General features: G+C 39.6%; 13 protein-coding genes and 2 pseudogenes. 4 read left to right on the top strand and 11 right to left on the bottom strand.

The window, feature by feature from the left end; translation table 11 throughout:
* Window positions 1–34: 34 nt before the first annotated feature.
* The 6 genes from L4D20_RS10055 to L4D20_RS10030 all read right to left on the bottom strand — a co-directional run bounded on the left by L4D20_RS10055 (window position 35) and on the right by L4D20_RS10030 (window position 5,575).
* Window positions 35–484, bottom strand: coding sequence for a PTS sugar transporter subunit IIA (locus L4D20_RS10055; RefSeq protein WP_428801438.1), 450 nt, complete (start codon window positions 482–484; stop codon window positions 35–37).
* Window positions 481–1,737: a PTS ascorbate transporter subunit IIC gene (ulaA, locus tag L4D20_RS10050; protein ID WP_428801437.1), complete on the bottom strand. Its 1,257-nt coding sequence runs from the start codon at window positions 1,735–1,737 to the stop codon at window positions 481–483. Before ulaA ends, L4D20_RS10055 begins: the two co-directional genes overlap by 4 nt.
* Before the next feature lie 10 nt (window positions 1,738–1,747).
* Window positions 1,748–2,017, bottom strand: coding sequence for a PTS sugar transporter subunit IIB (locus L4D20_RS10045; RefSeq protein WP_428801436.1), 270 nt, complete (start codon window positions 2,015–2,017; stop codon window positions 1,748–1,750).
* A 287-nt stretch (window positions 2,018–2,304) separates the two neighbouring features.
* Window positions 2,305–2,775 (bottom strand): hypothetical protein, encoded by a 471-nt coding sequence (locus L4D20_RS10040; protein ID WP_428801435.1) that lies wholly within the window; start codon window positions 2,773–2,775, stop codon window positions 2,305–2,307.
* Between the two features lie 350 nt (window positions 2,776–3,125).
* Window positions 3,126–4,808 (bottom strand): sensor histidine kinase, encoded by a 1,683-nt coding sequence (locus tag L4D20_RS10035; RefSeq protein WP_428801434.1) that lies wholly within the window; start codon window positions 4,806–4,808, stop codon window positions 3,126–3,128.
* A complete protein-coding gene (locus L4D20_RS10030; protein ID WP_428801734.1) occupies window positions 4,805–5,575 on the bottom strand; it encodes a phosphate/phosphite/phosphonate ABC transporter substrate-binding protein in 771 nt (256 codons plus the stop codon). The genes L4D20_RS10035 and L4D20_RS10030 overlap by 4 nt, the downstream gene beginning before the upstream one ends.
* Before the next feature lie 508 nt (window positions 5,576–6,083).
* Between L4D20_RS10030 and L4D20_RS10025 the strand changes: the two genes are divergently transcribed.
* Window positions 6,084–7,370, top strand: a complete 1,287-nt coding sequence (locus L4D20_RS10025) for a tyrosine-type recombinase/integrase (protein ID WP_428801433.1) — start codon at window positions 6,084–6,086, stop codon at window positions 7,368–7,370.
* A gap of 61 nt (window positions 7,371–7,431) precedes the next feature.
* Here the strand turns inward: L4D20_RS10025 and L4D20_RS10020 are convergent, their stop codons facing one another.
* The gene (locus L4D20_RS10020) at window positions 7,432–7,647 is read right to left on the bottom strand and encodes a helix-turn-helix domain-containing protein (RefSeq protein ID WP_428801733.1); all 216 of its coding nucleotides are present in this window, start codon (window positions 7,645–7,647) and stop codon (window positions 7,432–7,434) included.
* Between the two features lie 212 nt (window positions 7,648–7,859).
* On the opposite strand from L4D20_RS10020, the gene L4D20_RS10015 reads away from it, so the two are divergent.
* Entirely contained in the window at window positions 7,860–8,159 is a 300-nt protein-coding gene (locus L4D20_RS10015) for a hypothetical protein (RefSeq protein WP_428801432.1), read from the top strand.
* Window positions 8,160–8,395: 236 nt separating this feature from the next.
* Here L4D20_RS10015 and L4D20_RS10010 read toward each other — a convergent pair whose 3' ends face one another.
* The gene (locus tag L4D20_RS10010) at window positions 8,396–9,058 is read right to left on the bottom strand and encodes a hypothetical protein (protein WP_428801431.1); all 663 of its coding nucleotides are present in this window, start codon (window positions 9,056–9,058) and stop codon (window positions 8,396–8,398) included.
* Window positions 9,059–9,918: 860 nt separating this feature from the next.
* On the opposite strand from L4D20_RS10010, the pseudogene L4D20_RS10005 reads away from it, so the two are divergent.
* Window positions 9,919–10,047: pseudogene (locus L4D20_RS10005) on the top strand (transposase); the annotation flags it as partial.
* A gap of 384 nt (window positions 10,048–10,431) precedes the next feature.
* Here L4D20_RS10005 and L4D20_RS10000 read toward each other — a convergent pair.
* The 3 genes from L4D20_RS10000 to L4D20_RS09990 form a co-directional block, all read right to left on the bottom strand.
* Window positions 10,432–11,214: a hypothetical protein gene (locus tag L4D20_RS10000; RefSeq protein WP_428801430.1), complete on the bottom strand. Its 783-nt coding sequence runs from the start codon at window positions 11,212–11,214 to the stop codon at window positions 10,432–10,434.
* A gap of 112 nt (window positions 11,215–11,326) precedes the next feature.
* On the bottom strand, window positions 11,327–12,112 hold the full coding sequence (locus L4D20_RS09995; protein WP_428801429.1) for an HNH endonuclease: 786 nt from the start codon (window positions 12,110–12,112) through the stop codon (window positions 11,327–11,329).
* A gap of 161 nt (window positions 12,113–12,273) precedes the next feature.
* On the bottom strand, window positions 12,274–13,401 hold the full coding sequence (locus L4D20_RS09990) for a hypothetical protein (protein ID WP_428801428.1): 1,128 nt from the start codon (window positions 13,399–13,401) through the stop codon (window positions 12,274–12,276).
* Window positions 13,402–13,501: 100 nt separating this feature from the next.
* On the opposite strand from L4D20_RS09990, the pseudogene L4D20_RS09985 reads away from it, so the two are divergent.
* Window positions 13,502–13,918, top strand: a pseudogene (locus tag L4D20_RS09985) (transposase); the annotation flags it as partial.
* Window positions 13,919–14,012: the final 94 nt, after the last annotated feature.

The raw sequence follows: 14,012 nt of genomic DNA, 5'->3' as shown, positions 1-14,012 counted from the left end.
TATTCAGGAGAAAGGTGAACAAAATATTGGGGGACTAATATTTTTTGAGAATATCAACGATCTCTTGTTTGTTATCTGCTGCGATGATGGCGTCAATATCGTCATCGTTTTGGAATAATTCTGATAACGCCATGATTGTATTAATGTGACTGTCAGAGTCCATTGCAGCAAGTGTAATAGAGAGGTAGACATCACCGTTGTCTTCCGACTCTAAATCGACCCCTTCTTTAAATACCGTTACTTGCAGAGCAGCTTCATTTACACCATCTTCAGGGCGAGCATGAGGCATGGCAATCTTTGGTGCTAGAACATAGTAAGCGCCAATCTCTTTGTGCTTCTGTTTGATTGCATCTAGGTAACTAGATTGAATCTTATTGTTTGCAAGCAGTGAAGAGCATGTCACTTCCAGTGCGGCATCAACCGTTAAGTCCTTCTCAGAATAGATAACTACACCTTCGTTACCAATCAAATCAAATAGGCTCATGAAACAATCCACCCTAGAATTAAGCCAACTACACCAAAGTCAAAATCAGCAAACGTTGTTGCTTCAAGCCCTAAACCACCAAGTACAGGAAGTAGCAACATTGGTAAGAAAGAGATACACAGACCTTGAGCAAACGAACCTAGCACCGCGCCACGTAGGCCGCCAGTAGCGTTACCGTAAACCCCTGCGGCTCCACCTACGAAGAAGTGAGGTACAACGCCTGCGACAATGATGGTCCAGCCAAGAGCGCCTTGAACAGCCATTGCGAGTAAACCTGCGGCAAAAGAACATAGGAAACCGATTAGAACCGCGTTTGGTGCAACTGGGAATACCATAGGGCAATCGAGCGCCGGTTTAGCACCAGGAACCAGTTTGTCCGATATTCCCTTAAATGCAGGGACAATTTCAGCAATCAACATTTTTACACCTTGCAGTACGATATAAACGCCACCTGCAAAGATAAGTGACTGCATGAATGTAAATACGACCCAGTTCTGGCCACTTGAAACGGTTTCTACAAATTCCCCACCCGCAATCACAGACGCAAGCATAAAGAAAATAGACATTGTAGTTGCAACCGCGACTGGCGTATCGCGCAAGAACATTAAGCTCTTTGGTACTTGAATATCTTCCGTTGTTTTCGACGTGTCGCCAAATTTACTACCAACGAAACCTGAAACTATGTAAGAAAGAGTTGAGAAGTGCCCGATAGCAAGTTGGTCGGTACCCATCACTTTCTCAGTGTACTTTTGGCCTAGAGCTGGCATCACAACCATTAGCGTACCAACTAAGATTGAGCCAATGGCGACGAGAGCGGTGCCTGTAATGCCTGATGTAGATAAAATAACGGCTACCAGCATAGACATAAACATGGTGTGGTGACCAGTTAAGAAAATATATTTTAGTGGCGTCAAACGAGCCCAAACAATATTAACGATAAACGCGAAGAACATAATTAAGGCCATTTCATAGCCAAATGCTTCTTGGGCTAGTGCGACAATTGCCTCATTATTAGGAATAACACCACTTACCCCAAACGCCTCAGAAAATACAATTGAAAAGTTATTTAGTGCTCCAACTAGAGCACCCGCACCAAACCCTAATATAAGGAAACCCATTACGGTTTTAATTGTTCCTTTCAATATTGTAGATACATCTGCTTTCTGCGCAATCAATCCAATAAACGCAATTAAGCCGACCATAATTGCTGGCTCTTTTAATAAACCAAGCATGAACTCGAAAAAGTTTTGCATAATTATAACCCTACATGAAAGATTTCAGTTGTTCTTCAATCGATGCCTTGTCAAAGATATTCTTAAGGCTAATAATATTCTCTTTTCCTGATTCTTTTAACTGGTTAGCCACGTCTGTTGCGGCTACCCAAATATCCGCAGTACTTGATGCTGCTGATGATAAGTCTTCATGATCAATCTCAGCTTCGAAGCCAATTTTTTTAGCCACCTCTTTAACTGCCATTTCCATCATTAGTGAAGTACCAAGGCCGTTACCGCAAACTACAAGAATCTTTTTCATAATATTTGTCTCAATTGGATTTAATGTTTGAGAAATTTCATTCTCTTATTGTGTGAGAGCATAATAAGCGAAACACCACCCATCAAACGCGACTTCAATCACAAACCCAGAATGGGATTGTGATGAAGATCACCTAAAATCACGAGTAAATTTCAGATTGAGATCTTGATCAAACTTAGATTTTTAACAAGAATATGAAACTTTGTTTACAATGGGAATTAGACCGCCTTGGGGAGCTATCTAAGCGGAGAGAGTTTTATGAATAGCGGATAGAGGGTTAACGATTATTACTTTCCGTAGTCTGTAAGCATCTTTTTAAGCATGCTATTAACATCCTTCGTCTTTTTATTTCTTTTAGTTAATTGGCTTAAAGAGGTCGGTAACGGAGTGATAACTGATTCGCTGACTTCATCTTCAACTTTATCTTTCATTTTCTGCACCGCAGGAAGTAGCATGCGAATTTCTACATTTTCACGATTAACAAGGACAACAATATTGTCTGATTCCACTTGCGTAATCGTTAACAGTCCATGCTTTACTGATTCAACCTGTTCGCCAACCATAATCGATTCTGGTGCAACATCGCGATCGGTAAGTTGCCCTACTCGTAATTTAGCAGCGCTGATTGAACGTACATTTCCGGTATTATCAAACGTTACGATAACAGTATGCGTATTATAATACTCAACTACTGTCACATAGCCATGCCTATTTGTTTTGAATCTAGCCCCTATTTTCATATCATGTGGAGCTTCCATTTTCTTCACGTACATACTCTCTTAATCACTTTAACTTAATATCTCAGTAGCTATATTTTTATCTTCGTGATGATATAATTATTAGGTCGAGTAAATTATATACCCATACAAGCCCAAGATGAATCGCTAAAGCGTAATGATTGACAGAAAACAGACTTAGTTTTCGTTAATATCCTATCGATAAATAATCCATGACTTAGATCGTTACCAAAACGTAAAAAACCATTTCATATGCTTATATTCACGCTATTGACTATTGTACTCCTCAAACATTAGTGAGATGCCTATACGATAATCAATAGATTGACCTACCCATAATTAGGACAAACACCCTGCACAATTTACTATGTTCATTGCTCAGTATCGCTGTTTACATCAAACACTACTTTAATCTCTACACCTGTACCAAGTTTTGAGTGGCAAGTAATCTCACCATTAAAGCCATATTTAACTATGTTATAGACAACACTCATACCTAAGCCACTACTGCCCTTACCCAGCTTACTGGTATAAAACGGATTAAATACCTGCTCCACTTGCTCTGCTGCCATTCCATTTCCATTGTCCCGATACAATAACTCGACTTTACTTCCCTTGTGATTAGCACTGATATTGATCTTCCTGTCGTCTACCTGATCGAAGGCATGAGTAATTGAGTTTTCAAAAAGATGATAAAAAAGCTGCTCAAGTTGCTTTCCATTTCCCATCACAAAGAGCTCACAAGCAATATCGACATTTACATTTATAGCTGGTTCTAGCTCTTCAACGTGGAGGTTTATTTGAGCTGCTTCGACATACTCTTTCATGTTTAATCGCTCAGGCTGGGTATCATATTGCTGGGAATCTAACTCCTTGAATCGCCCAACGAGTAAAGTAGAGCGTTCAATGTTCTTAGTAATAAATTGAACCGCTTCCGTTGCTTCTTCTAAGTACTCCAATAACTGTTCTTTTGATACCTCATCACAGGATAAATAGTTTTCAATTTCGGCAATCTTATCCCCCACACAAGTATTCGCCGTATAAGCAATGCCCAAAGGCGTATTCATTTCATGTGCAATACCCCTGACAAGGTAAGCAAGCGCAGACATTTTTTCTGTTTCAACAAGCTGCTTCTGCATCTCTTTCAGTTTTTTATAAGACGCTTTGATTTGCTCGTTGTTTTCCAGAATAAGTTCATTGGCGTTAGACAATTCACAGTTGCTCTCTTCCAGCTCTAAAGTACGCTCACGAACAGTCTCTTCTAATCCTTCTTGCTGACGCTTTAACGCAGCTTCATTTTGAGCCAAAGCTTTGACTGTATCGTTAAACCCTTGACCCAACTCCCCAAGCTCATCAATGCGTTGAACATCAAAATCAACCTCCCTACCCCCTTCTCGAACCTCATTTGCCGCAATAGTCATAACACGTATTGCTTTAGTTAGACCACGTGCCAGCAATATTGCAAAAAGACTACCTACAGCAACTGCTAAAAGCATATAAAAGTAGCCATTCCTATTAATGACTTGCAGGTTATCAACAATATGCTCTCGGTTTAAACTCACTCTCGCCCAACCGATTTTTTCTCCATTAACAAAAACAGCGGTCGCAATATCTATCTGATTATTACTCTCAAATAGAATGAGCGTACTGAGTGAATCCTCTAACATTCTTACACTTGTTTCATCGTCGAGGAAAAGACCAACATGCTCTCTTTGACTATGAGCTAACACCTTATTGTCGTTATCTGTAAATAGAGCAAAGTTTAAGTTTGGAAAAAGCGATTGTGAGTTAATCACCTCCTCCATTCCGATGTAATCGTCTGCCAAGATCCATGATGTCCCATTTGCCGCCAACGTTTTTACTAAGGCAATAGATTGCTCTTTACTTTGCTGGTATAAAAACTGCTGCTGCTTATCGACTAAATCAATCACAAAGATCGTCATCAAAATGGCATGAGTTAACGCTACCCCCCAGAAAAGCTGACGAGATACAGTCTTGGTAAATACCGTTTGCCACCAAGTATGCTTATTGCCTTCATTCAGAGCTATGTTCATTGCTCTATCTTTTTAACCTGCTTATCGTACGTCTTTATAAAATCGTGAATCACTTGATAAGTTTCGTCCGTCGCCAACTCAAATTTTGACAGCTCTATGCGCTGTAAAATTTTTTGTCCTTCACTGTCCTCATGCAAACCAACCAATAACTCAGCAACTCGCTCGACCATTGCTTTGGGAATATCCGTTCTCACTACAAAGCTATTATTAATCAAGGGTTTTGTTTTCCATTTCACCGTTAATTCTTCTGCGAGTTCAGGACGCTCCTTACTCAGCGCTCTCCACGGTGGAGGCCAAGTAGAAGCGGCGACGGTTGTCCCTAGATAAACGTTCATAATGGAGGATTCTTGTGAACCAACGTAATGATTATCGAGCTCTTCCATCACCTCGACACCATTTTGTTGAAGATAAAGCTGAGGCATCATCGTGGCGGCCAACGCGGTGGGTGCAGGATAACTAACGGGCTTGCCTATTAAGTCTGCGGGGGTATTTATATCGCTATCCTTGCGGATAAGAATAATGCCACGAAAATTTTGATCATCTCCCATTTTGGCAAACACACGGTATCCATCGTCGATTGCATTGATGGTCTGAAACGGATTAGGTAAAGAGAAATGGAATTTTTTATCCGCTAACTTTTTATCAAATGAAGCATAGTTTCTCGAAGCCTCTAATCTGAACGTAACACCATCACTATTGTCGTTAAGGTACTTCATAAGGGGAGAAAATACCTCATGCAAGCGCTGCGGGCTACAAGCGCTAATCATCAGAAAGCTGATAAAGACAAGGCACCTTTTCACGAGTACACCAACACATCAATTTATGATGACTTTAGTATAGTCGGGGAAACGGTTTGCCGTTGTAGATATAGGCGAGGTAGATTTACTTACTATGTCAGTCAAACTCAATTGATTTAGTAGTAATCAATTGACTACTTTATCTTTGGCATCAGAAACGAAAAAGGCCAGATAATTCATTGAATTATCTGGCCTTTAGAATATGGCACGCCCTAGAGGATTCGAACCTCTGACCACATCCTTAGAAGAGATGATTGTCGCGAACACAGTGAAACATCACGAACTATAAAAATCTGAATTTATAACGCAATTACAACAAGATAGATAGCATCATGACATAAGTCAAGATTCATAATGTTTCACCCTATTCCATATTATTCCATCCTTACTTGACTAGTTACTTGACTATAAACCGCCAATATTCGATTATTAAGTGACCATGCAATTCTCACTAAACCACCAATACCGGAGATAAGTGATGCTGACAGTTGTAGAGATCAATGCCCTACCAGCAAAGAAAAATCCCTACTACGTCTGGGATAAAACAGCTGAGCGTGGAAAAGGTCGTTTAGGTATTCAAGTAGCACCGACCGGAGCAAAGTCCTTCAAATTTCGTTACTTCAAAGATTCAAAAGCTGTTTTTATTCCTATCGGGCGATTTCCAGGGGTCACTTTAGCTAGAGCTAGAAAAACGGCTGAGTCATATAGCGAATTACTATCACAAGGTATAAATCCTCTTGATTACTTGAAAGAAAAAGAGTCAGAACAAGAGTACTTAGCGCAAGAATTACAGCGTTCAGGTTCATTCGAGCAATTAATCGAGCTATATACACTAGACAAGTGCAAACGTGGCAAAAGAAACTATGAAGATGATAAGCAGAAAATCATCAGCAATATCTACCCATATGTAGATAAGACACGTAGGGCGAAGGAGTTTGAGCCCAGTGATTTCATGGAAGCACTCAGCATTCCTATCCAAGAAGGCTATGCCCCTAAAAGTAATAAGCTTCGTTCCTATTTGCACGCCGCCTTTGAATTTGGATTAAAGAACGACAACGATCCCGCCAGCAATAATTCAAATGTGAAATTTTCTCTGAAGTACAATCCTATCTCTGCTATTCCTAAACAAACTTATGCAGACAAAGCCGGAGATCGTTTTCTCAGCATAGAAGAGCTTATTCAGCTTCTCTATGACATGAACAACCGCTACCACGACTTAAAACTCGCGCCTTCTACTCGACGTTTTATCAGACTTTGCTTTTACTTGGGTGGACAGCGCCCCTACGAGTTAGCGAATACTAAATGGAGCGATATTAACTTTAGAGATAGAACCTTAACGATTCGAGCTGAAGTCTTTAAAACAAACCAGCCACACGTAATTCCTCTCACGGAAACGGCGATGGGGATACTTCAGGAATGCCAAGCAGACAATGCATTTAATAGTCCTTTTGTTTTCCATAAAAAAACCAAACCAACCGAAGCTATGCCCAGTAATACGTTAGCTCAAGCTATATTGACCTATAAACGGAATACAGAGATAGAGAACTTCATCGGTCGAGACTTCAGACGCACATTTAAAACACTGGGTGGTCAATTCAAAATCAGCAAGGAGATTCGTGACAGAATTCAAGGTCACGCTATCAGCGATGTATCCGGTAAGCACTACGACCGCTATGAGTATTTAGACGAGAAACGGGACGGGCTCAAACTGTGGGAGCAAGTCTTGAATAATAGGCTTGAAGAACATCGCCAGCAGCGACTGTAACCAAATAAATGGCTAGAACAAAAGCTCAGTCATACCCAATAAAGCCTAATTTGTAGACTAGTTAAATATTACCCTCATCAGAAGTCTGTACTTCTAGGAGCTCCTCAATGGGGACATCTAAATAGGTACACAGCTTACCGATCACATCCAACTCTACTCTTTCAGCTTCATCGTAATAAAGTCTAGTAATCGTTCCTCGGTTAATTCCAGTGTCCCTAGAGACTATTGATATCTTTAAGCGCTTCTCACCCATAATCCTAGATAAGTGGCAAATCACTTTAGTCCTAAAAATCAAATTATAATCTCCTATAGGTTAAACTAATTTGTGAATATGCAGTTACCTACTAATATTAATCTATAGGAAGGCATATTTTTTACTTCCAGACTAGATTGCATTGCTTTGAGTATAAATTGCTCTTCATTAGTTAACCGTGATCCTAGTCTCGAGTGTGGAAAGATCCACATATACGCAATTAGCTATTGGAGAATATGATGAACGTGACACCTATAGAGATTCAAACCGCCAGTATTTGCCTAGATATTACTGCATTCGAAAGCTTCGACCGATTAACCGAGGAAGAGGTCCGAGAATACCTACCATCAATCCGAAGCAAGATTTGGGAGCATGAGACCCATCTCAATTGCCATTTAACGGAAGGGTATGTTAATCACTTATCTGAACGTGCGATTGATATTCTATTGCATTTCCGACGGGGCGCCCCTCTGCTCGACGCAGGGTGGATTATTGAACAAATATCATCAAAGAAAAAGCAAACCTATCTTCATTGATTTGCTTTAAAGCCACCAGTGTTGCTGGTGGCTTTTTTCTACCGACAACAACAGCCTAGTTCATATACAGCGCTTTATTGATGAGATTGAGTCGCGGTTTCCAACTATTACATTTTCAATAGAGTCTTAGTATCGAGAGGGATAGTTAATGCCCTCTCCCTGTTCAGTAAAAGGATGCTTCTTAATAGCTAAGGTTACTACAAAACATGAGGCGTTAAGCCTATTTTGTTAAGTTCTTAGCATATTAAACTAAGCTTTATACCTCTATCATGATCATCTTTTCTGTAGCAGTTAGCCCCTTTGCATTGCCCAATTCGATCTCTAGCGATAGATATGGTTTCGTCAATCCTTTGATTGGGTAGAACTCTAGAGTCTGAGAGTTTGCTCAGTTGTTCAACGTAGCCCCTGCATTTGACCATTTCAGAAAAACTCCACAGCTCAATGGACAGCAATTTATCGATGTTAGTTAAGGTGTTGAATTCTGGCTTAGAGATGTAGAATTTACTTACCAGCTCAACTTCATCAAGGCGTAACCATGGATACTTGCTGCAAGAGGCGACAATTGTAGTCATAGCAGGTGTCGATAATTTTCCACTCTTAGCGTCAGACATTGCATAATCCAGCATAAAACTGGCAAGGCGATTGTATTCATCGATATCATCGATAACACCAATGACCATATACATCAGATCTGTACCAAAATCGCTGCGTACAGAGACATCCTCAACGTACAAGTACACCTCTTCACCAATTAGAGATTCGCTAAGAAGATCAGTTTTGACCAGCCGTGCGGGGTATGATTTGTTTGATGATGTGGCTGATCTCACCTCATTTTTTATCGTTGCGTGTATCCATGTACGTGCAATTTTTTCAATCGTGAATTTTCTAACATTTCTCATAATAGTGTTCAATTTTCACTTTAACATCTAAAATAGTAACCATTAGAAATCTCTGAGTAAAGCTATATTTTTCAGATGCTTGAGCTTAGGTTGGTGAGCATTTTTTTCTGCCCGCTTTGTGTGATTTTATGGTTAGTGTGCTTAACCTAAACCCAAAAGAAAGAATGGATTATTAATCCATTCATTAGGTAGCTAAGCGCAATGCTGCGAATCTCGTCTAAAGATCGATCTCGATTTAGACAACCTTTTAAGGTGCACCATTTAACTCAGTGCATACACGCTTCATTGAATGTACCATTTCTGAAAAATACTCTATTTCCTCATCCGTGTTTATTTGAGGACATTCATACTGCCTAAACTCAAAGGCATCTGCATTAATATACTCTCCACCCCGATACAGACTCACCAAAGGTCATAACTCCTTCATAGTTGGTATCAAAAGCACCATCGAGCAATAGCTCGCCTTTGTTAAAAATATGAAAATATTGAACTTTAATATCAGTGTAATTTGTGTTTGTGATGTAAATCGTTGTTGTAATATTTGTCGTTTTTATGGTTTTTAATTTTAAGATGAGGCGGTTGCGCCTCATCCTTGAGGTAGCCTGTGTGCTTGCTTATTGATGTCTAACTTTGATACGTTTTCAGGTTCATGAAACAACAACGCATCGTCTAGGCTTGAGCACTTTGCTGGTGGCGAGCTTTTTGGGGTTTTAGTGGGTTGGTTGCTGTGATAGCAACCTTATCTCCTACCTTTTGAATAATCATGATTATCCGATTTCTTAACGCCAGCCCTTAGTGTTCTGGTCTAGTTCCATCGGACACTTAATTTTAAGACCGTATGTTAATGAATTAAGAGATCTATGAGTTTGAAGAAAACACACAATAGTTATCCGCAGGCATTTGAAGATGAAGCCGTGTTGATGGTGCTGGAACAAGGCTACAGTGTTGCTGATGCGGCAAAGTCACTGGGGGTTGGCAAGAGCCACCTTGCAGTAAGCCTTTGTAGTTTGGCAGTACTAAAAGGAATAAAAAAACACACTTTATTACCGCTGCGGACTTACTGCTGCAATTAGCCACAGCAAAGAAGCAAGATCGGCTTGAAAGTTGTCTCAAACGGAGCATGCTGACGGAGGACAATAGAGTTTGATCTGAAAGAAGGTTTTATAACGCTAGTTATCTAAATGTGAAGCCTAAAGTTCGATCACTTTTCAGGTGCATTACAAGTGAACAAGTTACGATGAATACAATAAAGATTAATCAATTTTAAAAACGTTTTTGGACAGAAACGCGTTAGAGTTTAAGGTCTAACGCGCTCGGTATTTATTAGAACAAGTATCTTGAAACCTTAAACTCTTGTTATGCATAGACTCACGTTATTCAGGTAAACTGAATTGTTTCTGCTCTGGATGATGAACAACTAGATTAGCAACCTTATTTAGGTAGTCTATCGCTATATCAGCAACGAACTTATGGGCCTCAGCAAGATCCATTGAGGGAGTTTTGTTTGATGCTATGGTTTTCTTGAAACCATGTCGTGACTGAATGCCTGAAAACTGATAGTTGTTTGCGGTGTTTTTAAAGGCCTTGAGTAGCTTATTATCTACGTTAATTTCTATTCCTGTTATTTTAGAAAATGCCTCTAACGTTTCATACATTTTGTAGTAATTAACCCAGTCATGGTATAGGTCAAAATACTTTAATAGTAGATAAACGTCTTCTCTTTCCGTAGCAAGATTTAGCATAAAAAGTCGTATATCTTTACTTTTAGCGGCTTCAAACTCTCTACTAACCATATAGTTAGTCAACGAGTCAGGATGCCCGAGAACCGCCATATGCATTTGCTTTTCAGGTTTGAGTACCGATACTCCATTGTGAAGTAGTTCATCCAATTTTAGTCGCTGATGGTTAGAGTCAAGGATTAAGCATATGCCATTAAATATGGAAGTTAACTCGTACCCGACTTGCCAAACCGTTTCTGGGGACTCTTCCTCATCAAAGTAAATTGACGACAATCTAAAATCATCATTCATACAATCATGCCAATGATCGACACCACCAGAAACATCAAAATATACATTTGTTCTTTGCTCAGAGAAGGAACGGATTAACCTTAAGTCCCCACTAAGTAAGAATTCCCACTTACACGAATCTTCCATTTTTTCTCCTATGCATAACGCCAAGCTAACGTGCCCGAAACCGTGGCATACACTTTTGCGAAGCAAAGATGCCACGCGTTTAGGGTCAATGTTAAGCGCCTTGTTAGTTTTTTTACCAATAGGTCGGGTGTAAATTTGTTGTAATGATTTTATCCCCTAGCTTCTCCAAGTTGCATTTCTGGCATAAAAGCTGAAGGTTACTCACATCGTTAACACCCCCTAAGTTTAAAGGAACCATGTGATCTATAGATAACTTTCCTGCCGTGTGATACATAGAACTGAGATCTGTTTTGCAAATGGCACATAAGCCTTTCTCTCGACAAAATAGAGCACGCTCTAACCACTTAGGCCAATAAGTATTTCTTTTTAATACACCATCTTTTTTTAAAAGTTCCGGTTCATCGATTAACATCAACCCCTTTATTTCGTGGGCGATTTTCTTATTGAACTCTATTAAAAAGCAGCGATCTGAAAACAAAAGATTAAAAACTTCAATTTTGATCATTGGTGTTAAGTTGTCACGAGCAAAATCAAGTAAATACTCTGTATGATATTCGAATAAGTCGGTTTCTTCCGCTACCCACTGTGTACCTGTACTCATGTAGTACTCTTCAGGAGACATGACTTTTAAATCATACTCGTTACACCACTGTATTATCTCTTCACTGGAGTACTCATCTCCACCTGCATCCATCAAGTAAAAATAGAAATACTCATTTATGTTGTGCTCTATGTAGTCATGTAACAAGCTATTTTTAACTGGTTTCAGTGCTTGATTATCAAAGTCTGAGGCAACTTCTAAAGGTGAATCACCATAGTCCTCGAACACAACAGTCCTAATTGAGTCTGCCAATTTATAGCTAGCACAAAACTTAAAATCATGATGTTTAGGAAACAAATTTCAACTCCAATCCTATTTATTGCCACTTAAAATCTAACGCCAAATTAAGATATGAACAACGCCACTACCTTACTTAGAGCATTGTGCCATAAACACTAAACTTCCTTGAAGTGAGGGCACCAAGCGTTATGAATCACTCTTAAATTTATTGTTATATTTTATTCGCCACATTCCGCTTCAAATTGGGCGAAAGTCTCTTCAATTCCCTTTCGAACTTCGTCTTCACATAAGTGACAAGCAAAATACACTATTCTATCTCTATCTCCTGTCACGTACTCTGAACAATGCTCACAAGGCATAATCCGCCAACCTTGTACTCCACAAGAAACACACACTTCAACGCCTTCAATTACCACAACAGTCGCTGTCTCCGACTCACAATTGTGGCAATGCCCTACTGGTAAACAGTTGTATAGATCTTCATCATCTTCATAACCTCCGTGATAAACTTTTACGTATTCATCAAGCGCATATTTTTCTGAGATTTCACCTGAACAATGATTACACCCGTTACTACGTAATAAGAAATATGAAACCGGCTTATTACAATGCTCGCAGGGAATAGCCGTTTTAATTTCTGTCGGTATTTCGTCTTTTACATCACATACGAGACATTCAAAATCTTTACCCCAATAGTTTGTTTTCTTCACTACTGCGGAATTAAAGTGGCACGAGGGACACGTCAATACTTCAGTACCTTTCTTTTTTTCATTCTCAATATCTTTATCTATAGCGTCATACTTCACTTGCAAAAAGTCAGTGTTTCGGTAGATACGTTTATTAAACCTTTCGAAGTGCTTAAGATAACTATCAAATGTTTCGGACCACTGTTTTGTCACTAAGTCATACAGATAATACCAAGATGCCCAGTGCTCAAATATCACAGTTTTTCTGTTTTCACCAAAGCCAGTATGGGCAAAATGAACAATTTGGTTACGATGCTCGCCTAAAGCTTTGAAGTTATCCATAGCTTCTTTTTTAAACTTCTCACCACAAATGTTTTTTAACCTTTTCTCAGATTGCTCTAAGTAAACCGAGTGAAAATTACCATTTTCGAAACTAGTGATTTTTGCGTCTTCAGGACGAGTAATAATGAGAGCCCAATGCTCTTTCATAAGCCTAGCTTTAAACAATAACTCTATCGCCGTGTAGAGGTCTATTACTGAGCTTCGCGGAGAGTCTTCCAGATTTTCGAAAGATGAATTTAAAAAAAGAATTGCATTCTGGACTACAGAGTCAAACCAGTCATCTTTATTTTGCTTTCTTTGTTGTACAGATTGCCCCATAAGGCCTCCAAAAAAATATAACGAATGATATGGACTCCCTCTACACGAGCCGCAGCGTGCCATCGTTAACTATGAATACGCTTAGAAACTGGAGGTTACTATGTCCACTATTCAAACCATTGGCGTTGATCTTGCCAAGAATGTACTCAGTATTCATGGCGTAGATGCATATGGCAAGTGCGTCTTACGCAAAACAGTTAGAAGAAACAAACTCTTAGACACATTTGCCAATCTTCCACCTTGTTCTATTGGGATGGAGGCATGCTCTGGGGCGCATCATTGGTCTCGAGAACTTAAAAATCTGGGTCACACACCTAAAATCATGGCTTCAAAGTTTTTCATTCCATACCGGCAAAATGAGAAGAACAATGCGAACGACGGCGAAGCGATCTGCGAGGCGGTTTCAAGACCAAAAACTCGCTTTGTTTCGGTAAAAAGTGAAGAGCAACAAGCTGTTCTTTGTTTGCATCGAATCCGACAGAAACGTGTCAGCGAGTTTGCTCGTTTATTAAACCGATAATCCAAAGTATTGCACTACAAAGCTGGCACAGTGCATTCATCACCTTTGGTCAAACTCACTATGCCGTACACAGTGTAAAACCTCATGTGCT

It is taken from the genome of Vibrio kyushuensis (assembly GCF_050337325.1).
GTDB classification, from domain to species: domain Bacteria; phylum Pseudomonadota; class Gammaproteobacteria; order Enterobacterales; family Vibrionaceae; genus Vibrio; species Vibrio kyushuensis.
This window is presented reverse-complemented; position numbering and strand designations above follow the sequence as displayed.